Origin of the sequence: Mycobacterium asiaticum (assembly GCF_001673315.1) — a bacterium.
In the GTDB taxonomy this organism is placed as follows: domain Bacteria; phylum Actinomycetota; class Actinomycetes; order Mycobacteriales; family Mycobacteriaceae; genus Mycobacterium; species Mycobacterium asiaticum_B.
Genome location: NZ_LZLQ01000088.1, coordinates 23,038 through 44,198, shown reverse-complemented (window position 1 = coordinate 44,198; position 21,161 = coordinate 23,038). Strand labels below are relative to the sequence as shown.

20 protein-coding genes are annotated in these 21,161 nt (G+C 64.8%); 14 read left to right on the top strand and 6 right to left on the bottom strand.

The annotated features are described in order from the left end of the window. The first annotated feature begins 26 nt into the window (after positions 1-26). Entirely contained in the window at positions 27-692 is a 666-nt protein-coding gene (locus A5636_RS13415) for a GNAT family N-acetyltransferase (RefSeq protein WP_065159128.1), read from the top strand. Between the two features lie 17 nt (positions 693-709). On the opposite strand, the gene A5636_RS13410 is transcribed toward A5636_RS13415, so the two are convergent. Together A5636_RS13410 and A5636_RS13405 are read right to left on the bottom strand one after the other, a co-directional pair. Next, positions 710-1,636 carry a class I SAM-dependent methyltransferase gene (locus A5636_RS13410; RefSeq protein ID WP_065159127.1) on the bottom strand — a complete coding sequence of 309 codons (927 nt, stop codon included), beginning with the start codon at positions 1,634-1,636 and terminating at the stop codon, positions 710-712. A 13-nt stretch (positions 1,637-1,649) separates the two neighbouring features. Further along, entirely contained in the window at positions 1,650-2,585 is a 936-nt protein-coding gene (locus tag A5636_RS13405; RefSeq protein ID WP_065159179.1) for an SAM-dependent methyltransferase, read from the bottom strand. 264 nt (positions 2,586-2,849) lie between these two features. Between A5636_RS13405 and secY the strand changes: the two genes are divergently transcribed. The 13 genes from secY (at position 2,850) to A5636_RS13340 (ending at position 15,613) form a co-directional block, all read left to right on the top strand. Next, on the top strand, positions 2,850-4,175 hold the full coding sequence (secY, locus tag A5636_RS13400; RefSeq protein ID WP_065159126.1) for a preprotein translocase subunit SecY: 1,326 nt from the start codon (positions 2,850-2,852) through the stop codon (positions 4,173-4,175). Continuing rightward, positions 4,172-4,717, top strand: a complete 546-nt coding sequence (locus A5636_RS13395; RefSeq protein ID WP_065159125.1) for an adenylate kinase — start codon at positions 4,172-4,174, stop codon at positions 4,715-4,717. Before secY ends, A5636_RS13395 begins: the two co-directional genes overlap by 4 nt. Positions 4,718-4,719: 2 nt before the next feature. After that, positions 4,720-5,520 (top strand): type I methionyl aminopeptidase, encoded by an 801-nt coding sequence (gene map, locus A5636_RS13390; RefSeq protein ID WP_065159124.1) that lies wholly within the window; start codon positions 4,720-4,722, stop codon positions 5,518-5,520. Between the two features lie 74 nt (positions 5,521-5,594). Continuing rightward, a complete protein-coding gene (locus tag A5636_RS13385; RefSeq protein ID WP_081287782.1) occupies positions 5,595-6,125 on the top strand; it encodes a sigma-70 family RNA polymerase sigma factor in 531 nt (176 codons plus the stop codon). A 57-nt stretch (positions 6,126-6,182) separates the two neighbouring features. Continuing rightward, positions 6,183-6,956 (top strand): anti-sigma factor family protein, encoded by a 774-nt coding sequence (locus tag A5636_RS13380; RefSeq protein WP_065159123.1) that lies wholly within the window; start codon positions 6,183-6,185, stop codon positions 6,954-6,956. 49 nt (positions 6,957-7,005) lie between these two features. Further along, complete coding sequence (locus A5636_RS13375; RefSeq protein WP_065159122.1) at positions 7,006-8,748, top strand: thiamine pyrophosphate-binding protein; 1,743 nt, start codon at positions 7,006-7,008, stop codon at positions 8,746-8,748. After that, positions 8,729-9,946 (top strand): flavin-containing monooxygenase, encoded by a 1,218-nt coding sequence (locus A5636_RS13370; RefSeq protein WP_081287781.1) that lies wholly within the window; start codon positions 8,729-8,731, stop codon positions 9,944-9,946. The genes A5636_RS13375 and A5636_RS13370 overlap by 20 nt, the downstream gene beginning before the upstream one ends. Continuing rightward, a complete protein-coding gene (locus A5636_RS13365) occupies positions 9,943-11,283 on the top strand; it encodes an FAD-binding oxidoreductase (RefSeq protein WP_065159121.1) in 1,341 nt (446 codons plus the stop codon). The genes A5636_RS13370 and A5636_RS13365 overlap by 4 nt, the downstream gene beginning before the upstream one ends. Before the next feature lie 194 nt (positions 11,284-11,477). Continuing rightward, positions 11,478-12,206 carry an anti-sigma factor family protein gene (locus A5636_RS13360; protein WP_065159177.1) on the top strand — a complete coding sequence of 243 codons (729 nt, stop codon included), beginning with the start codon at positions 11,478-11,480 and terminating at the stop codon, positions 12,204-12,206. Between the two features lie 139 nt (positions 12,207-12,345). Next, the gene (locus A5636_RS13355; protein ID WP_065159120.1) at positions 12,346-13,017 is read left to right on the top strand and encodes a hypothetical protein; all 672 of its coding nucleotides are present in this window, start codon (positions 12,346-12,348) and stop codon (positions 13,015-13,017) included. Beyond that, entirely contained in the window at positions 13,014-14,033 is a 1,020-nt protein-coding gene (locus tag A5636_RS13350) for a 3-oxoacyl-ACP synthase III family protein (protein WP_065159119.1), read from the top strand. Before A5636_RS13355 ends, A5636_RS13350 begins: the two co-directional genes overlap by 4 nt. Continuing rightward, a complete protein-coding gene (locus A5636_RS13345) occupies positions 14,030-15,076 on the top strand; it encodes a pyridoxal phosphate-dependent aminotransferase (RefSeq protein WP_065159118.1) in 1,047 nt (348 codons plus the stop codon). The genes A5636_RS13350 and A5636_RS13345 overlap by 4 nt, the downstream gene beginning before the upstream one ends. Before the next feature lie 36 nt (positions 15,077-15,112). Continuing rightward, on the top strand, positions 15,113-15,613 hold the full coding sequence (locus A5636_RS13340) for a MarR family transcriptional regulator (RefSeq protein ID WP_065159117.1): 501 nt from the start codon (positions 15,113-15,115) through the stop codon (positions 15,611-15,613). Between the two features lie 7 nt (positions 15,614-15,620). On the opposite strand, the gene mmsB is transcribed toward A5636_RS13340, so the two are convergent. From mmsB to A5636_RS13320, 4 genes are all read right to left on the bottom strand, one after another. Further along, the gene (gene mmsB / locus A5636_RS13335; RefSeq protein ID WP_081287786.1) at positions 15,621-16,496 is read right to left on the bottom strand and encodes a 3-hydroxyisobutyrate dehydrogenase; all 876 of its coding nucleotides are present in this window, start codon (positions 16,494-16,496) and stop codon (positions 15,621-15,623) included. Between the two features lie 20 nt (positions 16,497-16,516). After that, the gene (locus tag A5636_RS13330; protein WP_065159115.1) at positions 16,517-17,677 is read right to left on the bottom strand and encodes an isobutyryl-CoA dehydrogenase; all 1,161 of its coding nucleotides are present in this window, start codon (positions 17,675-17,677) and stop codon (positions 16,517-16,519) included. A 7-nt stretch (positions 17,678-17,684) separates the two neighbouring features. Continuing rightward, positions 17,685-19,205 carry a CoA-acylating methylmalonate-semialdehyde dehydrogenase gene (locus A5636_RS13325; protein WP_065159114.1) on the bottom strand — a complete coding sequence of 507 codons (1,521 nt, stop codon included), beginning with the start codon at positions 19,203-19,205 and terminating at the stop codon, positions 17,685-17,687. Between the two features lie 115 nt (positions 19,206-19,320). After that, positions 19,321-20,763, bottom strand: a complete 1,443-nt coding sequence (locus tag A5636_RS13320; protein WP_065159113.1) for a PecA family PE domain-processing aspartic protease — start codon at positions 20,761-20,763, stop codon at positions 19,321-19,323. Between the last annotated feature and the right edge of the window lie 398 nt (positions 20,764-21,161).

Here is a 21,161-nt window from a genome sequence, read left to right as displayed (position 1 = left end):
GGTGGAAGTGGTTCTACGCTTATGCAATGACTGACCACGACCAGACCGCAGCCCGCCGAGAGATCGCAGATGCTTTGCTTGCCGCCTTGGAACGCCGGCATGAGGTCGCCGACGCCATAGTGGAAGCCAAGAACAAAGCCGCCGCGGTCGAGTCGATCGTCACGCTGCTCGGTACGTCTCATCTAGCTGCCGAAGCAGTCATGAGTATGTCGTTCGATCAACTCACCCAGGACGCACGCGCCAAGATCCTCGCCGAACTCGACGACCTCAACAAGCAACTCAGCTTCACACTCAACGAGCGTCCGGCAAGCTCGGGCGAGACGCTGGAACTGCGTTCCTTCTCCGCTGTCGCGGACCGCGACATCTTCATCGCCCGCACCGATGAGATCAAAGCGGCCGGCGACGGTTCGGGAGCACCTGCCGGCAGCATCGACGACGAAATCGGCAAGGCGATCAAGCGTTTGCACGACGAAGAGGCGGCCTGGTTCGTGGCCGTCGATTCCGGCGAAAAGGTCGGCATGGTGTTCGGCGAGTTGCTCAACGGCGAAGTGAATGTGCGGATCTGGATCCATCCCGACCACCGCAAGAAGGGCTACGGCACGGCCGCGCTACGCAAGTCGCGCTCCGAAATGGCTTGGGCGTTCCCGGCGGTGCCGATGGTGGTCCGCGCGCCCGCCGCCAATCCCGGATAGCGGTGCGCGCCCGCGCCCTAGTCGCGGATAGCGGTGATGGTGACGATGTTGCGCAACTGGGCCAGTTCGTCCCCGTCGGGAAACACCCGCCCATAACCGGTGTACAACTCGCGCCGTGGCCGAGTGCTGACCTGCCAGCCCTTTCCGGTGAGGTAATCGATCACGTTGCTGCGTTCGCCGTCGTAGAACAGTCCTGACAAGTCGATGTCGCAGCCCAGATTGGCCCAACGTTCGTTGAACGCCCGGGCCCGCTGCGACATGGGCACGTCCGAATCGGGGTGGAATTCGGTGGCCAATCTGCTGCCGGGTCCACTGAGGGCGGTGATGTTGTCGAAAAGCCGGTCCTGGGCGTCGGGCGGCAGATACATCAGCAGCCCTTCGGCGCTCCACGCGGTAGCCCTTGTCGGCTCAAACCCGCTGCGGCGCAAGGCCGCCGGCCAGTCATCTCGCAGGTCGATGCTGACCGCTTTGCGGTGCGCCGACGGAGTGGCCCCCAGCGCTGACATGGCCGAGTTCTTGAACTCGATCACCTTCGGTTGGTCAACCTCATAGACCACCGTGCCGCGCGGCCAGGGCAACCGGTAGCCGCGGGCATCCAGTCCGGCGGCCAGGATCACCGATTGGCGAACCCCGGCGCGGGCAGCGTCGAGGAAGAACTCGTCGAAGAACCGGGTGCGCACCGCGATCGAGTCAGCCATAAGTTGCAGATCGCGCGCGCGGGATTCGTCGGTCGTGACCTCCGGCACCTGGCCGTTGACCAAGCGGGTGAAGAAATCCAGGCCGACCGCCCGCACCAGAGGCGCCGCGAATTCGTCCTCGATGATCGGGTTGTGCTGTTCGGAGGCCACCGCGCGGGCCGCAGCCACCATCGTTGCCGTGGCGCCCACACTGGATGCCAGATCCCAGGTGTCCCCACTGGACCGCTGTGAGTCGAACGAGGTCATGGCTTGTGCTTCCTCACGACCGCTCTGCGCTGAGATAAACCACCTCGCCGAACGGGGCGTCGTCGCCCTCGGCCGGGATGAGCCCATGTTGGGCAAACAGGTCGGCGTTGCGTGCGCTGGTGGTCTGCCACCCGTGTGCGGACAGATAGGTCCCGGCGTCTGTGCGTTCGTCGAAATACACCAGGGCGGCCATGTCGAAATCCAGCCCGTGGCTGCGCCACCGGTCGTTCTGTCGCCGCATGCGGGCACGCAGGTCGTCCTCGTTGAGCTCGTTGATGTCCAACAGCCCTTCGGTGGCGAACCGGCTGCCCGGCACGCTCTGTGCGGTGACCTGGTCCAGTAGTCGGTCCTGGGCCTCAGCCGGCAGGTAACCCAGCAGTCCCTCAGCGATCCAGGCGGTGCGCTGGCTGGAATCGAATCCGGCCTCGCGAAGGGCAGCCGGCCAGTCTTCACGTAGATCGACGGCCACGGCGCGCCGGTCTGCCGTCGGCTGCGCGCCCAACCGGGCCAGTGTTGCGCTTTTGAACTCGATCACCTGTGGCTGGTCGACTTCGAACACGGTGGTGCCGGGCGGCCAGGGCAGCCGGTAGGCGCGGGAGTCCAGGCCCGCCGCCAAGATGACGGCCTGCCGGATGCCGTCGCCGGTTGCAGCGCTGAAGAAATCGTCGAAGAACCTGGTGCGGATTGCCATCGCGTCGGCGAAATGCCTGGTGCCGGCGGCCGTCTCCTCGTCCAGGTCGGCCAGATCCAGGTCGCCGCTGGCCAGGCGGGAGAAGAAGTCAACACCCACTGCGCGGACCAGCGGTTCGGCGAACTTGTCGGTGGCGACTGCGCCCGCGCCCCCGGTGTCCCGGGCGGCCACCGCCCGGGCGGCGGCGACCATTGTGGCGGTCAAACCCACGCTGGACGCCAGGTCCCACGTGTCACCCTCGAACCGCGCGCTGCCCATCTGGGTCATAGATATGCTCCCGGAAAACGGATCTGTTATTTAGCAAATATAACGAGCTTCCAAGACTGTACGCCCACCCTGGCAGGGCCGACCCGTACCAGCTGTTAGTCTCGTACACGGTTTGACGCGCGACGGCGTACGTCCTGGCCTGCTGGGTGTTGGGCACGTGACGCGGGATGAACCCAGGACTGATCAGAAAAATGGACCCAGCCGGCCGATCCGGTTGGCATGCCGCGACCAGAGTTCGGCTGCGCAGGAGGAAGAGTGCTTTCGGCTTTCATCTCATCGCTGCGAACAGTGGACCTGAGACGGAAGATCCTCTTCACGCTGAGCATTGTGGTCCTCTACCGGGTCGGCGCCTCGCTGCCCTCGCCCGGGGTCAACTTCGTCAACGTGCAGCAGTGCATCAAAGAGGCCAGCGGCGGCCAGGCCGGGCAGATCTACTCGCTGATCAACCTGTTCTCCGGCGGCGCATTGCTCAAGCTCACGGTGTTCGCGGTAGGCGTCATGCCCTACATCACCGCCAGCATCATCGTGCAGCTGCTCACCGTGGTCATCCCGCGCTTCGAGGAGCTGCGTAAAGAGGGTCAGGCCGGTCAAGCCAAGATGACGCAGTACACGCGTTACCTGGCGATCGCGCTGGCCGTGCTGCAGGCGACCAGCATCGTGGCCCTGGCCGCCAATGGCGGGCTGCTGCAGGGCTGCTCGCTGGACATCCTGTCGAACCAGACCATCTTCTCCGAGATCGTCATCGTGCTGGTGATGACGGCCGGCGCCGCGCTGGTGATGTGGATGGGTGAGCTGATCACCGAACGGGGCATCGGCAACGGCATGTCGCTGCTGATCTTTGTCGGTATCGCCGCCCGAATCCCCGCGGAGGGCAATCAGATTCTGCAGAGTCGCGGCGGGATGATCTTCGCCGCGGTGTGCGCGGCAGCGCTGGTGATCATCGTCGGTGTCGTATTCGTGGAGCAGGGGCAGCGGCGAATCCCGGTGCAGTACGCCAAGCGCATGGTGGGCCGGCGGATGTATGGCGGCACGTCCACATATCTGCCGTTGAAGGTCAACCAGGCCGGTGTTATCCCGGTGATCTTTGCGTCCTCATTGATCTACATCCCGAATTTGATCACCCAGCTAGTCCGTAGCGGCAGTGGCGGTGGAGGCCACAGTTGGTGGGACAAATTCGTCGGCAGTTATCTCTCGGACCCGAGCAACGCGGTATACATCGCGATCTACTTCGGGCTCATCATCTTCTTCACGTACTTCTACGTGTCGATCACGTTCAATCCCGATGAACGTGCCGACGAAATGAAGAAGTTCGGCGGCTTCATTCCCGGTATCCGGCCGGGTCGCCCCACCGCCGATTATCTGCGCCATGTGTTGAGTCGGATTACCCTGCCGGGCTCGATCTACCTCGGTGTCATCTCGGTCCTGCCGAATGTGTTTCTGCAAATGGGCAACAGCGGCGGGATCCAGAATTTACCCTTCGGCGGTACCGCGGTTTTGATCATGATCGGCGTCGGGTTGGATACGGTCAAACAGATCGAAAGTCAACTCATGCAGCGCAACTATGAAGGGTTCCTGAAGTGAGAGTGGTTTTGCTGGGGCCGCCGGGGGCCGGCAAGGGGACGCAAGCCGAGAAGCTGGCCGAAAAGCTCGGCGTGCCGCATATCTCCACTGGGGAATTGTTCCGCAACAACATCAAAGAGGGCACCAAGCTGGGCCTGGAGGCCAAGCAGTACCTGGACGCCGGCGACCTGGTGCCCTCCGAGCTGACCAATGAACTCGTCGACGACCGCTTGAACGACTCGGACACGGCGGACGGCTTCATCCTGGACGGATACCCGCGCTCGGTGGCGCAGGCCAAGGCGCTGCACGACATGCTGCAGCGGCGCGGCACCGACGTCGATGCGGTGATCGAGTTCCGGGTTTCCGAGGAGGAGCTGTTGCAGCGGCTCACCGGACGTGGTCGTGCCGACGACACCGAAGACGTCATCCGCAACCGGTTCAAGGTCTACCGAGAAGAGACCGCACCGCTGCTGGATTACTACAGCGACGAGCTGAAGACAGTCGACGCGGTGGGTTCGCTGGACGAGGTGTTCGAGCGCGCTCTGCACGTTCTGGGCAAGTAGTCGTGGGCGCCCTGGCACGGCTGCGGGGCCGCAGAGTGGTGCCGCAGCGCACCCCCGGTGAGCTCAATTCGATGGCTGCGGCGGGCGCGGTCGTGGCTGCCGCACTGCAGGCGGTGCGAACGGCCGCGGTCGCCGGAGTATCCACTTTGACTCTCGACGAGATCGCCGAGTCGGTGATCCGCGAGGCCGGTGCAACCCCGTCATTCCTCGGCTATCACGGCTACCCGGCGTCAATCTGCGCGTCGGTCAATGACCGTGTGGTCCATGGCATCCCGTCGGCCGCCGAAGTTCTGGTGTCCGGTGATCTGGTGTCCATCGACTGCGGCGCTGTGTTGGACGGTTGGCACGGTGATGCGGCGGTCACATTCGGGATCGGCAATCTCATCCCAGCCGACGCGGCACTGTCGCAGGCGACCAAGGAGTCGCTGGAGGCCGGAATCGCGGCGATGGTCGTCGGAAACCGGCTGACCGACGTCGCCCACGCCATCGAGACGGGCACGCACGCCGCCGAAGTTCGTTACGACCGTGCCTTCGGGATCGTCGAGGGCTACGGCGGCCACGGCATCGGCCGGCAGATGCACATGGACCCGTTCCTGCCCAACGAAGGGGCACCGGGACGTGGTCCGCTGCTGGCCGCCGGGTCGGTGCTGGCCATCGAACCGATGCTGACCCTGGGGACGGGGAAGACGGTGGTCCTCGACGACGAATGGACGGTCACCACCGCCGACGGGTCGCGCGCGGCGCACTGGGAGCATACGGTGGCTGTCACCGAGGACGGTCCACGCATTCTCACGCTCGCCTAACGGGATCAGATCGCCGCTCACTGGTGTTGAACCAGGCGTCTACGTGACTCGTGTCCGTAGGCGGAGGTGATCGAGTGGCTCGTGTGACCGGCGCGGCTGCGGAAGCCGCTCTGATGACAGCGTTATACGACGAGCATGCCGCTGTGCTGTGGCGCTACGCATTGCGCCTGACCGGCGATTCCAGCCAAGCCGAGGATGTCGTCCAGGAGACGCTGTTGCGGGCCTGGCAGCATCCGGAGGTCATCGGCGACACGGAGCGGTCTGCGCGGGCCTGGTTGTTCACGGTCGCCCGCAACATGATCATCGACGACCGCCGCAGCGCGAGGTACCGCAAGGTCGTTGGATCGACCGACGAGGACGGCGCGCCCGAGCAGTCCACGCCCGACGAGGTGAACGCGGCGCTGGATCGGCTGTTGATCGCCGATGCCATGGCCCAATTGTCCGTCGAGCATCGGGCCGTGATCGAGCGGTCCTACTACCGCGGCTGGACCACAGCGCAGATTGCTACGGACCTGGGAATCGCGGAAGGAACAGTGAAGTCGCGCCTACACTATGCGGTGCGGGCTTTGCGGCTCACTCTGCAGGAACTTGGAGTTACCCGATGACACCGGAACGGGCCATCCGGGCGGTCATCGGCTCCGAATACTTGAGGGTGACGGGAGATGGGTGAAATGACGACGCCGCTACGAGGACTCGGCCCGCCGGGTGACGGGGTGGGGAATATGGCCGAGGGTGGAAGCCACGCCTACGCGATGTGGGATGCGGCATACGTCTTGGGTTCGCTGTCGGCCGCCGATCGCCGCGAGTTCGAAACCCACCTGGCGTCCTGCTCGGGATGTCGGGAGGCCGTCGCCGAACTCGGTGGCATGCCGGCTCTGCTTTCGCAGCTCAGCCCCGGCGATATTTCGGCGATCAACGAGTCCGCCGCCACTGCCGGCACCCGAGTGCCGCCACCGGCTATGTCACAGGACGTATTGCCGTCGCTGTTGGCTTCGGTGCGCTTCCGGCGCCGCCGGGCCCGCGTCACGACCTGGTTGGCCTCGGCCGCGGCGGCCGTGGTGCTGGGTATCGGCGTGCTGGTGGGAGTGAACAGTCACACGACAATGCATCCGCCGCCGGCGACTACATCGGCGCAGCCGATGGCGCAGGTCGGCACCAAGCTGTTGACCTCGACTATTTCGCTGAGCGGCCAGCACTGGGGGACATTCATCAACCTCAAGTGCTTCTGCCTGGCGCCACCGGATGCCCACCACGACACGCTCGCGATGGTCGTGGTGGGTCGCGACGGGCGACTGACCCGGCTGGCGACGTGGGTCGCCGTACCCGGTCACAGTGCTACGCCAGCCGGCAGCATCTCGACTCCGATCGACGAGATCGCCGCTGTGCAGGTCGTTTCCGCTGATACCGGCAAGATTCTGCTGGAGAGGTCTCTCTAAGTCGGCTCAGGGCGGTGAACTGAAGGTCGCCGCCCGTCGTGGTACCGGAATGCCCAGGAAATATCGTGTGGTCGATTACATCGTCGAGCGCATCGCGGCAATCGGAGTCCGCCACATCTTCGGCGTCGACGGCGCCAACATCGAGGATCTCTACGACGCCGCACACTTTCAGTTAGCGGTCACCGCAGTCCTGGCCAAGCACGAGTTCTCAGCGGTCACCATGGCGGACGGTTACAGCCGCAGCGGGGCCGGCCTGGGCGTGGTTGCCGCCACCTCCGGTGGTGGCGCGCTGAATCTGGTTGCGGGCCTGGGTGAGTCGCTGGCAAGTCGTGTTCCGCTTTTGGCGCTGGTCGGCCAAACGGCCAGCGGAATGGACGGCCGGGGCAGCTTCCAGGACACCAGCGGACGCAACGGGTCGCTTAACGCCGAGTCGGTCTTTTCTGCGGTGTCGTTATCGTGCGAGCGGGTGCTCACGCCCGCCGATATCGGTCCGGCGCTGGCCCGTGCCATCACGGCGGCACGGACCGGCGGTCCCGCAGTATTGTTGCTGCCCAAAGATATTCAGCAGGGATATCTCGAGGGCATGGACCCAAGGATGGTGCTGTCCGACCCGCCGGCCATCGGAAACCCCCGAGCGATCGTCCCTGCGCTACAAGGCGCGGACGGCCCGGTCACCATCATCGCGGGCGAGCAGGTAGCCCGTGACAACGCGCGGGCCGAACTCGAAGAGTTGCGCGCGGCGTTGCGCGCACAGGTCGCAACCGTGCCTGACGCCAAAGATGCTTCGGGGACACCGGGTTTCGGGTCATCGTCGGCGCTGGGAGTTACCGGCGTGATGGGCCATCCGGGTGTGGCTGAAGCGGTGGCAGGCAGCGCAGTTTGCCTGGTGGTCGGCACCAGACTGTCCGTAACTGCGCGCACCGGGCTTGACGACGCGCTGGCATCGGTCCGAACGGTATCGATCGGTTCGGCGCCCCCGTATGTTCCGTGCACTCATGTGCACACCGATGACCTCCGTGGCTCGCTGCGCATGGTCATCGATGCACTGTCTGGCCCAGGACGGCCCATGGGAGTACGCGTGCCCGACGAAGTTCTCCGGACTGAACTGACGCCCCCGCCCTGGACCGGTACGGGTGTGCGTTACCGCGACGCCATGGCTGTGCTGGACGACGTGTTGCCCGACGGGACCGACATCGTGGTCGACGCCGGTAACACCGGGGCGGCCGCGATCCACCACCTGCCGGCCCGCCGGGACGGCAGATTCGTGGTCGCGCTCGGAATGGGCGGGATGGGTTACAGCTTCGGCGCCGGCATCGGGATAGCGTTCGGTCGTGCGAACCGTGGTCGGCCCGTCGGGCGCACCGTGGTCATTGCCGGAGACGGCGCGTTTTTCATGCACGGCATGGAGGTTCACACCGCGGTCCAGTACCACCTTCCGGTGACCTTCATCCTGTTCAACAACAATGCACACGCCATGTGTGTGACTCGCGAGCAACTGTTCTACGACGATCTGTACAGCTACAACCGATTCCGCGCCAGTCGGCTGGGTTCAGGTCTCGCAGCGATGTTTCCGGGACTGACGTCGGTTGACATCGCCGATCTCGAAGGGTTGGCGCCGGCATTGCGCACGGCGTTGGCTACCGACGGGCCAACGGTGGTCAGCATCGAATGTGCCGCCGACGAAATTCCGCCCTTCGCACCGTTTCTCGCGGCAAAGGCAACCAAAGTCAATGTCGCGGAAGAGGACTTGGCTGCTGCAGAGGACCGGACGAATGTCATCGCCGGCACATAGCCACGATGCGGTGGTGATCGGCGCCGGGCCCGCTGGTCTGGCTGTCGCGCGCCAACTCGATCATCAGCACGGCATTCGAGCGCTCGTTCTCGATCGCGCGTCGGCCCCGGCGATTTCGTGGCGCCGGCGCTATGACAACTTCCGCCTCAACACCGCCGGTTTCCTGTCACACCTGCCCGGACGGCGAATCCCCTTGGATGCCGGTCGTTGGCCGACCAAGGAGGACATGGTTCGCTATTTCGATCACTATGTTGCCCAGCAGAACATCGCGCTGATGCTCGGATGTCAAGTCCACCGCATCGACCGTGCTGGGGGAGTCTGGCAACTCGGCACCTCGTCAGGTGAAATGCGGACGCAGGCAGTCGTTCTCGCTACGGGCAACTACAGTGCACCCACCATCCCTGCCTGGCTCTGCCCGAGTCGCTTCACCGGCGACATCGTTCATTCCGGAGATTTCACGCATGCGTGGCCCTACCGCGGTTGCGACGTCCTGGTTGTGGGTGCAGGTAATTCGGCCGCCGACATCGCCGTCCAGCTCGCGGAGGGCGGTGCGCGGGGGATCTGGCTCAGTGTGCGCACGCCTCCGCACCTCGTCCGGCGGGCGATGGGTCCGTTCCCCTCGGACATCTTCCTCGAGTTGTTCTCGAGGGTCCCCGCACGCTTGGTCGATCCACTGATCGCACGACTGAACCACCTGCTGTGGGGTGACCTTTCGGACTTGGGTTTCCAGCGGCCACCGCTCGGGCTGAAGGCGACGGTGGAGCAGCGAGGACGAATTCCGACGATGGCCGATGAGCTCATCTCGGTCGTGCGAGGCGGGCGGGTCGAGGTCGTCGGCGCTGTCCACGCTGTCGAGTCCCACGCTGTGATCCTGGCCGACGGCACATCCGTAATGCCGCAGGTGATAATCGCCGCCACCGGGTTTCACCCGGATCTCAAGGGTCTGGTCGGACACCTTGGCGTCCTCGACGAGCACGGAAATCCGAAGGGCGGCTTTGCCGCACATGTCGGCGACGGACTGTTCGCAATCGGGTACGGCATCCCGCCCAACGGTCCACTTCGAGCGATACGGATCAACGCGACGCCGTTGGCCCGGGAAGTCGCTACCTACCTGAGCCAAATCGGTCCATCGGTCCGGCCGCCACACGGCCGTCCGACGGCGGATTCGCCGGCGCCCACAGCAAGGGGAATGCAATGAGTCTGATCTCGAACACGAATACGTTCTTCCGAGGTGCAGCCGGGTACGAAGCGGCGCGTCGCCAAACGGTATGGAATGGCATTCTGCCACAACGGTTTCCCGATGTGGTCGTGCAAGCGCGGGATGCCGACGACGTGGTGGCCGCGGTCCGTTACGCCTCGGCAAACGGACATCAGATCGGCGTGCGTTCGGGTGGACACAGCTGGACGGCCAGTCACCTGCGCGACGGTGGCCTGCTGCTCGACGTCAGCCGTCTCGATCAATGCAACGTGGAGCAGGATCGGATGATCGCAAACGTAGGCCCGGGAAAGGTTGCCAGCGTCTTCGCGGCAGACCTGGACGCCGAAGGGCTGTTCTTCCCCGCGGGCCATTGCGAAGGCATCTGCCTGGGTGGCTATCTCCTGCAGGGCGGATACGGCTGGAACAGTCCGGTGCTAGGTCCCGCATGCGAGAGCGTGCTCGGACTCAACGTTGTCACCGCCCAAGGGGAACACATCTACTGCGACCCAGAAAACCATCCAGACATGTATTGGGCGGCCCGCGGGTCGGGGCCCGGCTTCTTCGGTGTGGTCACGTCCTTCAAACTGCGGTTACATCCACGCCCCCCGGTCTGGGGGACGTGCCTGTACATGTACCCGATCGAGGTAGCCGACGAGGTGTTCACCTGGGGACGCTCGATCTGCACAGAGATCGACGATCGGGTGGAATTGCAGATCCACACCGCGCGGGGCTTTCCAGGTGCCGGACTCAATCAACCCGGCATCACGATCGCCGCGCCGGTATTCGCCGACTCGGTGGACGAAGCGGTGAAAGCTCTTGCCCCACTGGGTGACTGTCCAGTCATCGATAAGGCGATCGTCAACCTTCCTTATGCGCCCACTACCTTGGCGAATTGGTACACCGCCGTGATGACCAGCTACCCCAAAGGTCACCGCTACATCGCCGACAACATGTTCACGTCGGCCTCGGCCGAAGAGTTATTGCCGGGCATTCGCAAGATCATCGAAACCATGCCACCACCTCCGTCACACTTCATCTTCACTGGCTGGAAGACGTCACCGGACCGCGCGGACATGGTGTACGGCGTGGAAGACGATATTTACCTGGCGCTTTACACCATCTGGGAGGATCCGGCGGACGACGACCGATACCGCGACTGGGCCGCATCCAACCTGGCGGCAATGTCCCATTTGGCGACCGGCATCTCGTTGGCAGACGAGAATCTGTGCCGGCGGCCTGCGCGATTCATCGCCGAGTCGAACATGGCCCGCCTCGATAAGGTGCGTGCGGTCTACGACCCGGACCGTCGCTTCCACAGCTGGATGGATCAACCCTGACCGCTGGCACCGTCGCCGTGAACCGGCGGGACGCTTGGATCGTTGTCTGAACAACGGATCCACAGGCGCTGCAACATAAGTCGGACAGAGCCCGTGGACCGCGGCGCAGATCTCCCGCCGATCCCCGCCATCGGGGAATGCGCAGCCCTACCCGGCAATGCAACGCACAGACAAGAGACAGGAGTGACGCGATGATGCCGCTACGGCTGCCCGGGACACCACAAGGTGTCGGCCTGGCCGTGCATGACGACTACGTGATGTGGGATGCCGCATACGTACTCGGAGCGTTGTCGTCGGCGGAATGGCGGGAATTCGAAGGGCAGATGGCCGACTGCCCGTTGTGCCGCAGTGCCGTTGGTGAGCTGAGCGGCATGCCGGCCCTCCTGTCGCAATTGGATCGCGACGAGTTGCTGGCGATCGATGAAGTCGACCACAATCCGTTGCCCGATGAGTTGCTGCCGTCGCTACTGGCTCAGGTGAAGTGGCGCCGGAGCAGGTCCCGTGCCGTGGTCTGGGCGACCGCTGCCGGCGCAGCAGCGGTACTGGCGATCGGTGTGCTTGTCGGATTCGGGGTCCACCACCCGACGCCTGTGCCCAACCCGCCTGGGAGCGTGTCGGCTCAGCCGATGACGCCGGTCGGGACTTACTCGTTGACGTCGACGGTCGCGGTCAGCGGTCAACACTGGGGAACGTTCATCTCGATGCACTGCGTCTGTCTGGCCCCGCTGAACGCCTACCGCGACACGCTGGCGATGGTCGTGGTAGGCCGCGACGGGAGCCGTACCCGGCTGGCAACCTGGGTGCAGAATCCGGGCCATGCGACGACACCGGCCGGAAGCATCTCGACGCCAGTCGACCAGATCGCTTCTGTACAGGTCATTTCCGCCGAGGACGGCCAAGTGCTACTGGAGCGTCGGCTGTAGATATCGCCCAGGGTGAACCGGCTCCCCCCGCGAGTCGTGGTACCGGTATCAGCACCAGTAAAGATACCGGTCACCTGGGGGAGGCGCGACACCAACCTCGTTGTTGGCCAACAGTTCACCACAAAAGGAGAACCAGTCCATGGCTCTAACTGCGCTTGACGATATCGCCGCACACAGCGGCACCACCGAGCCGATCGAAGGATTGGTCCGTATCGAGACGTCGCCACTCGAAGAGACCGCCCCGATGTTCATGGCCAAGATGCGGTCGGTGTACCCACACGACGAGGTCTTCGGCCAGTACTGCACTGTCAACGACTACGTCGATTGCCCTCCCGACGAGTTGTTCGAGTACCTGGCAGATACCCGCAGCCTCGAAGAGTGGACCTATACCCTGCGCGACTTCACTCCGACTGAAGAACCCGGGCTCTGGCTGGCCTACGATCGGCTGCTGCCGGACACCGAGATATACACGCGCACCGTCGCCCACGCAGAGGCCCGTACCGTCGATTACCACTGTGCGTGGGACCAGGGCAAGCATCTGTGGATGATCTACTTGATGCGGGTCATCGACGCACAGGTGGTCTTGGGCAAGCCCGGTTCGGTTGTGCTGTGGACGAATTGCCGCCACCCGTTCTATGACCGCAACCCGTATCCGGAGGCCGCGCCCCCGCAACGCACGGGCTGGGTTGGCGATTTCTGGGACATCTTCGGTGCCGGGCATGGGCTGGAGCTCAACAACCTCAAGACGATCGCCGAATACCGGCACCGCAACGGACTCCCGGTGAAGCCGGACTGGATGAGCACATCATGAGCCAACCCACCGTCAGCCTGACCGACATTTCCACCTATCTCCCGGGTGAACCGATCGGCGCGGACTACTACGCTCAATTCGCCGGATCGGACGACCTGGCTGCCAACCTCATGTTCCGTGCGCCCCGGTTCCGCCATCACGTCGGACCGGACGAAACGGCGACAGACATGGTCGAGCGAGCCGCGCAGGACCTGATCGAACGGCACGGCCACGACGTCATTGCGAACGTCGATGTCCTGATCACCCACGCCCAGATGCCCGACGTCCCGTTCTACGGCGGGGGTGGGGCGATCGCGCACCGCCTGGGTATGCGTCCGGAGTGGGTGCTGGATCTGCACAACGGCGGGTGCGCGGCGTTCGTGCTCGGTCTCAAGGCGGCCCATCAACTGCTCGCGTCCGGGCAGGGGCGCACAGCGCTGATCGCGATTGCCCAAAACGCGGCTGGTCAGATCTTCGACCAGCCCGGGGTGCGCCGGAAAGCGCAGTCGTGCGTGCCCGGCGACGGCAGCGCAGTTGGACTGGTCACGGTTTCGGACGAGTCGCCCATCCTCGACATCGAGTGCCGCACCTTCGGCGAGTATGCCGGGGACATGACGCTTGCCGTCGATCCGCCCCGAAAGTGGTGGCAACCCGGTCCCGGTGAGGGTTGCATCGGTTTCACCGAAACAAAAATCATGAAAGTCCTGGCTCGCGGGAACCGCCAGGTGCCCGAAGTGGCGCTCACCGTGTGTGATCGAATCGGACTGTCGTCCAAGGACATCGATCTGCTGGTGACAAATCAGCCAAACCGGGTGTTTCTGCAGAACTGGCGCGAAGCGCTCGAGTTGCCGCCCCAACGTCACCGGGACACTTTTGACGAGTGCGGAAACCTGTTCGGTGCCGGCATCCCGATCAATCTGGATCGTGCGATATCCGACGGTCAGGTCAAAGCCGGCGACATGGTGATGATGGCGGCCTTTGCGCACGCCGGCGACTTCGCGGGTGCCGCAGCAATTCGGTGGGGAGGACGACCATGATATCGCCCCTGCTGGACGAGAGCCGTTGCAGCGCGGAGATTCTCGACGCCCTGCCGCAGGCGACCGACCCATTTGCCCTGTCGCTCAATGAGAACCCCTTTCCGCCGCTGCCGGCGGTTCGCTCGGCGCTGATCCGCTCGATCGATGCCGCCAACCGGTATCCCGAGTTCCTGCCCGAAGTGCTGCGCCGACTGATCGCCGGTCACATCGGGGTTTGTGAGGAGCAGGTCGTACTGGGAGCAGGCGCAAGCGGGGTGGTGATGCAGGTCCTGCATGCGGTGACGCGGCCCGGCGACCGAATCGTACTGAGCGAACCCACTTTCGACGGGTATCCGATCTTCACCCAGATGGCTCGCCTGACACCGGTCACCGTTCCGCTCGACATACGCGGCCATCACGACCTCGGGGCGATGGCCGAGGCGGCGACCGATGCCACCGTCGTCGTCTTGTGTCGACCGCACAATCCAACCGGCACCCTGGAATCCGTCGCGGATGTAGAACGATTTCTTCGGGCGGTGCCCGAGGATACGTTCGTGCTGCTCGACGAGGCCTACATCGAGTTCGTCGCCCGCCAGTACCGCATCGACGCACCGGACCTGGTCCGGCGCTTTCCGAATGTCGTGGTGCTGCGGACCTTCTCGAAGGCCTACGGATTGGCCGGACTCCGAATCGGATACGGGTTCGCCTCAACAGGGCTGGCCACGACCCTATGGAAAATGCAGTTGCCGTTCGGAATGGGTATCACCAGCTTGACCGCGGTGGCGGCGTCCTACGATGCCGACGACCAGTTACAGCAACGCATTCTGCGGATCAGCGGTGAGCGCGAGTACCTGTGCCGGCGCCTGCGGGCAATGGGTGCTTACACCACCGCCGGGCATGCCAACTTCGTCTACCTGCCGGCCGCCAAGCGACCCTGGCGAGAACTCATCGGCGGTGCCGCGCTCAAGGCCCGTTACTACCCTGACGGCGCAACCCGAATCACCGTCGGAAGCCGCAGGTCCACGCAAGCGGTGCTGGCCGCGGTGGCAAAGTCGAGCACCTGACCGAATCGCGCCCCGAAATGGGGTAAGAACAGGAGTGTGGCTGACTCGCAGAAGCGCGATCCGATCGCTGCAGCACGGGACAACTGGGAGCGCTCCGGTTGGGCCGACGTCGCGCCCGGCATGGTCGCGGTGACGTCGGTGATGCGCGCGCACCAGATTCTGCTCGGCCGAGTCGAGACCGCGCTGCGCCCTTACGATTTAAGCTTCTCCCGGTATGAGTTGTTGCGGCTGCTGGCATTCAGCCGTACCGGAGCGTTGCCGATCACCAAAGCGTCGGACCGGCTGCAGGTGCATGTCACCAGCGTCACCCACGCGATCCGGCGGCTCGAGGCCGACAAACTGGTGCAGCGCGTGCCGCACCCAACCGACGGTCGGACCACGCTGGTACAGATCACCGAGTTGGGTCGGTCCACGGTCGAGGACGCCACGGTGACCCTCAACGAACAGGTCTTCGCGAATATCGGCATGGCGGCCGACGAATCGCAAGCGCTGGTGTCGTCTATCGAAACGTTGCGCCGTAGCGCGGGGGATTTCTAGCCAGCGGTCAGGAACTGTCGCGCAGGGTCTGGATGATCGCGCTGAAGTCTTTGTCTCCGTGGGTGGCGGCGAACTTCGAATAGATCTCGGCGGCGTGGGTGCCCAGCGGAGCGGCCGAACCGGTCGAGGCGACCGCGTCCATCGCCAAGCCCAAATCCTTGTTCATCAGCGCGGCCGCGAAGCCGGGCTGGAAGTCGTTGTTGGCCGGTGACGTCGGAACCGGCCCGGGCACTGGGCAATTGGTGTGCACCGCCCAGCAGTTACCGGTGGCCCCGGTGATGACGTCGAATAGGGACTGGGCCGACAAGCCGAGCTTCTCGGCCAGCACGAACGCTTCGCCGATCGCGATCTGCTGCACTGCGAGCACCATGTTGTTGCAGACCTTGGCGGCCTGGCCGGCCCCGGCCGCGCCACAGTGAATGATCTTGCCCGCCATGGGTTGCAGCACCGGTCGGGCGCGTTCGAGTGCCGCTTCGTCGCCGCCGACCATGAAGGCCAGCGTCCCGGCCACCGCGCCCTTCACCCCACCCGACACCGGTGCGTCGATCTGGGTCATGCCGTGTTCTCCGGCCAGCGCGTGCACCTCGCGCGCGTCGTTGACCGAGATAGTGGAGCTGTCGATGAACAACGCACCGGCCTGCGCGACGGGCAGCACGTCGGCATAGCAGCGCTTCACCACGTCGCCGTTGGGCAGCATGGTAATCACGACGTCGGCCTCGGCGACCGCTTCGGGGGCACTGTCGAACACCGTCGCGCCGTGCTCGGCAGCGGCATCCGCCGCCGCCGGCACTGGGTCGTAACCGCGCACAATGTGGCCGGCCGCAAGGAGATTCGCCGACATCGGCCCACCCATATGACCAAGCCCCAGGAAAGCGACCTGCACTGACACTCTGGCCCGCCCTTCTACGCGCTGGCGCGAAACCGGTTGGCCTCGGCCCGGCCGATGACCACCCGCATAATTTCGTTGGTCCCCTCCAGGATCCGATGCACCCGCAGATCCCGCACGATCTTCTCCAGACCATACTCGCGCAAATAGCCATAGCCGCCGTGCAGTTGCAGCGCCTTGTCGGCGACCTCGAAGCAGGTGTCGGTGACGTAGCGCTTGGCCATCGCGCACAACTCCACCTTGTCGGCGGCGTCCTCGTCGAGGGCATTCGCCGCCCGCCACAGCATCATTCGCGACGTCTCCAGGCCGGTGGCCATGTCGGCGAGGGTGAATCGGACGGTCGGTTCGTCCAGCAGGGCCGAACCGAAGGCCTGGCGCTCGCGCACGTAGCCGCCCGCCTTGTCGAACGCGGCCTGGGCGCCGCCCAGCGAGCACGCCGCAATGTTGAGCCGTCCACCGTTGAGGCCGTTCATCGCGATGCCGAATCCGGCGCCTTCGCCTTCCGAGCCGCCCAGCATGGCGTCGGCCGGTACCCGCACCCCGTCGAACACCACCTGGGCGGTGGGTTGGGCGTGCCAGCCCATCTTCTCCTCCAGCGCTCCGAAACTCAGTCCCGGAGTGTCCTTTTCGACGACGAACGCCGAAATGCCGCGTGGGCCTTCGCTGCCGGTGCGGGCCATCACCACATACACATCTGAGGCACCCGCACCGGAGATGAACTGCTTCACGCCGTCCAGAACGTAGTCCGAACCTTGCTTGACCGCGCGGGTACTCAACGCGCTGGCATCGGAGCCGGCGCCCGGCTCGGTCAGGCAGTAGCTGGCGATGACGTCCATCGACGCCAGCCGCGGCACCCACGATTTGCGTTGCTCTTCGGTGCCGAAGCGGTCGATCATCCAGGCGCACATGTTGTGGATGGACAGGAATGCGGCCGTGACCGGGTCGGCGACGGCCAGCTGTTCGAAGATGCGCACCCCGTCGAGGCGGCGCAGCCCGCTGCCCCCTACGTCGTCGCGACAGTAGATCGCTGCCATGCCGAGTTCGGCGGCCTCACGCAGCACGTCGGTCGGGAAGTGTTTGGTGGCATCCCATTCCAGGGCGTGCGGGGTGATGCGTTTGTCGGCGAACGCGGCGGCCGTCTCGGTGATGACCCGTTCGTCGTCGTTGAGAGTGAACATGGTGCTCTTAATTCATTGTGGGGATGACGAATTCGGCACCGTCTTTGATGCCGGACGGCCACCGCGAGGTGACGGTCTTGACCTTGGTGTAGAACTGGATCGACGCCGGCCCGTGCTGGTTGAGGTCACCGAAACCGGAACGCTTCCAGCCGCCGAAGGTGTGATAGGCCACCGGAACCGGGATCGGCACGTTCACACCGACCATGCCCACCTGAACGCGGGAGACGAAGTCGCGGGCGGTGTCGCCATCGCGAGTGAACACCGCGACGCCGTTGCCGTACTCGTGCTCCGACGGCAGCCGCAGCGCCTCCTCGTAGTCGTGTGCGCGCACGATGCACAGCACCGGCCCGAAGATCTCGTCGGTGTAGATCGACATCTCGGGGGTGACGTGGTCGAAGAGGGTGGGGCCGATGAAGAAGCCGCCCTCCAGGTTGGCATCGCCGAATGTCAGGTCGTCGCTGGCGCGCTCGCGTCCGTCCACGACGAGCTCGGCGCCGGCATCCACCCCCTGGGCGATGTAGTCGCGGACCCGGGTCAACGCGGCCTCGGTGACCAGCGGACCGTAGTCGGCCTTGGGGTCCAGGCTGTGCCCCACCCGTAGGCCGTTGATCCGCTCGACGAGCCTGGCCCGCAACCGATCTGCGGTCTGTTCACCGACTGGGACGGCCACGCTGATCGCCATGCACCGTTCGCCCGCGCTGCCGTAACCGGCGCCGATGAGGGCATCGACGGCCTGATCGAGGTCCGCGTCGGGCATCACGATCATGTGGTTCTTGGCGCCACCGAAGCACTGCGACCGCTTGCCGGTGGCCGCGGCGCCAGAATAGATGTACTGCGCGATGTCCGAGCTGCCGACGAAACCGACGGCATGGATGTCAGGGTGGTTGAGGATAGCGTCGACGGCCTCCTTGTCACCGTGCACCACCTGGAACACACCGGGCGGCAGACCGGCCTCGACGAACAGCTCGGCCAACCGCAGCGGAACCGACGGGTCGCGCTCACTTGGCTTGAGAATGAACGCGTTTCCGCACGCGAGCGCCGGGCCGGCCTTCCACAGCGGGATCATCGCCGGGAAGTTGAACGGGGTGATGCCGGCCACCACTCCGAGCGGTTGGCGCAGTGAGTACACGTCGATGCCGGGGCCGGCGCCCTCGGTGTAGTCACCTTTGAGCAGATGCGGGATGCCGATGCAGAACTCGATCACGTCGATGCCGCGCTGAACATCGCCACGCGAATCGGCCAACGTCTTGCCGTGCTCGAGGGACAGCAACTCGGCCAACTCGTCGATGTTCTTGTTGACGAGGTCCACGAAACGCATCAGCACCCGGGCGCGGCGCTGTGGATTCCAGGCGGCCCAGCCTTTTTGGGCCTTTGCCGCCGAAGCCACCGCGGCGTCGATATCGGCCTGGTTGGCCATAGGAACGGTTGCCTGCACCTCGCCGGTGCTGGGGTTGAGGACCTCGGCGGTCCGGTTGGACGAGCCTGCGGTGCGCTGGCCATCAATGAAATGCGAAATCTGCGTGGTCATGACTGTCCCGGAAGTGAGGAAGGGTTTTAGAGGATACTTGGATATCCTAGTAACTCAGGTCTTGCGTTGGCAAGCGAGGCCGCCGCTGCTGCGGGGTCAGGCGGATGGGCCCGTTTCAGAGATCGAAAATCGTTGTTCCAGAACCGGTCGGACTGTAGGAGAGGTAAATCGGCCGTTCCAGGAACGGGGTGATCCCGGTATTGAAGACGCCGCCGAACCAATAGGGCACCACGCTGGTCTGTTGCGCACCCACCGTCGTGGTGTACAGCAACGTCCCGTTGGGCATGTAGACCGAGACAGTCGTGCCCGCCGGCAGATACCCACCGACGTTGGGTGGGTTGAGGATGTCGGGGATGGATCCGTAGAGGCCGCCGGAATCGATGAACGCACCCGTCGTGTGCTGCAGCGGGCCGTTGTTGATCTGGATGTCCAACGCGGTGATCGGCGAACCGGTGACCGAGGCGTATGCGGGCAGCGGGTTCGGTCCGAACTGCATGACATGGTCCGGCGCGTTGATGAGCACGCCCTGGCCGAAGGTGCCCGGCAGTGCGGTCACCGGACTGGTGCCGAGTGGCCCGGGCACATTGGCCCCGATGCCCAGAATCGCTGGCGCCTGTGAAGCCGGGTAGGAGAAGAAGCCGTTCTGCACGACCGAAGTGACCACGGCAACGGTAGTCGGCGCGGTCACGACGCCGTTGCCGAAATCGACTGTAGACGTATAGGTGTTGTAATTCTCGGTCAGATAGTTGCCGAACTGGCCGTAGGTGACGCTGCCGGTGCCGGTCACCGGCCCGAGGGTGGCGAAGTTCACGGCCTGGGGCGGGAGGATGAGCCCCCGGGATCCGGTGTCGACGATGACCGACGATGTCGGCCCGCCGCCCACGGACAGATTCATCAGCAGGCGTTGCCCGTCGAAGTTCAGCGGGACTGTGGCCAGGCCCGGCGCGCCGGTGATACCCGCCGAACCCCATAACAGCCCGCCTTGCCCGCCGGGGCCGCCTAGAGCGGCAAGCCCACCGGTCCCGCCGTTTCCGCCGTAGCCGACGAGCAAACCGGCGGCGCCCCCGGGGCCACCGGGCACTCCCACCGCGGTGCTGTTACCGCCGTTGCCGCCGTTGCCCCACAGCAGACCCGCCGGGCCGCCGGGCGTCCCGACGCCTTGGGCGTTTGTTATCCCGTTGACCCCGTCGCCGATCAGTGGGCGTCCCAACAAGGTGGTGGTGGGCGCGTTGACCAGGGCCAGGAAGTTCTGCTGGATGGTTTGCAGCGGATCGACACTGGCGGCCTCGGCGGCGGCGTAGGCCCCCGCCGCCGCGTCGAGACTCTGCATGAAGCGGGTGTGGAATGCCGCGGCCTGCGCGCTGAGCGCCTGATACGCCGACCCATGTGCCGAGAACAATCCGGCAATGGCCGTCGACACCTCGTCGGCAGCCATCGGCAGCAGCGCCGCCGTGCGCGCCGACGCGGCGGCGTGCGCCGCTTCGATGCGGGATTCCAGACCCGCCAACGCGCCTGCGGCTTCCGCCATGACGTCCGGCATCACCGATACGAACGACATCCCACCTCCAGCGTTCACTCAAGAGCGGACGTCGCGGCCCGATTGGCGACATTGCGGATGGTAGCCACATTTGGCTGCAGCGAAGTTGGTTTTGACGGTTTCGGTGACGTGTCCAGTTGGTTGGTTACCAGTTAGAGAATGAACAGCGAGTGCAAAGCTGTTGTCAGCCAGCGCATTTGAATGGCATAAGTGCAGATACGATTCCCCGCCCCAGGGCGGTGCGTCGGGTGGACCGACCAAGCGGCAACGTTCGGATACTGGAAGCTCGATTCTCACAGCAAATTTCATTCCAGGAGTTTGCACCTTGCCTCGCCACCTATGTCGCCATCCCGGAAGTGTTGCGGCACACAGCCTCAAGGTTGGCGGTGCGGGTCAATGACGGGGCAGCAGCCTGAACG

Bases quoted from the DNA above. Each gene is read 5' to 3' on its own strand.
- A5636_RS13360 (WP_065159177.1), top strand. From the start codon at position 11,478: ATGCCGCTACGGCTGCCCGGGACACCACAAGGTGTCGGCCTGGCCGTG.
- A5636_RS13380 (WP_065159123.1), top strand. From the start codon at position 6,183: ATGGGTGAAATGACGACGCCGCTACGAGGACTCGGCCCGCCGGGTGAC.
- A5636_RS13345 (WP_065159118.1), top strand. From the start codon at position 14,030: ATGATATCGCCCCTGCTGGACGAGAGCCGTTGCAGCGCGGAGATTCTC.
- A5636_RS13410 (WP_065159127.1), bottom strand. From the start codon at position 1,636: ATGACCTCGTTCGACTCACAGCGGTCCAGTGGGGACACCTGGGATCTG.
- A5636_RS13370 (WP_081287781.1), top strand. From the start codon at position 8,729: ATGTCATCGCCGGCACATAGCCACGATGCGGTGGTGATCGGCGCCGGG.
- A5636_RS13330 (WP_065159115.1), bottom strand. From the start codon at position 17,677: ATGTTCACTCTCAACGACGACGAACGGGTCATCACCGAGACGGCCGCC.
- A5636_RS13405 (WP_065159179.1), bottom strand. From the start codon at position 2,585: ATGGGCAGCGCGCGGTTCGAGGGTGACACGTGGGACCTGGCGTCCAGC.
- A5636_RS13365 (WP_065159121.1), top strand. From the start codon at position 9,943: ATGAGTCTGATCTCGAACACGAATACGTTCTTCCGAGGTGCAGCCGGG.
- A5636_RS13320 (WP_065159113.1), bottom strand. From the start codon at position 20,763: ATGTCGTTCGTATCGGTGATGCCGGACGTCATGGCGGAAGCCGCAGGC.
- A5636_RS13350 (WP_065159119.1), top strand. From the start codon at position 13,014: ATGAGCCAACCCACCGTCAGCCTGACCGACATTTCCACCTATCTCCCG.
- A5636_RS13325 (WP_065159114.1), bottom strand. From the start codon at position 19,205: ATGACCACGCAGATTTCGCATTTCATTGATGGCCAGCGCACCGCAGGC.
- A5636_RS13415 (WP_065159128.1), top strand. From the start codon at position 27: ATGACTGACCACGACCAGACCGCAGCCCGCCGAGAGATCGCAGATGCT.
- A5636_RS13355 (WP_065159120.1), top strand. From the start codon at position 12,346: ATGGCTCTAACTGCGCTTGACGATATCGCCGCACACAGCGGCACCACC.
- A5636_RS13375 (WP_065159122.1), top strand. From the start codon at position 7,006: ATGCCCAGGAAATATCGTGTGGTCGATTACATCGTCGAGCGCATCGCG.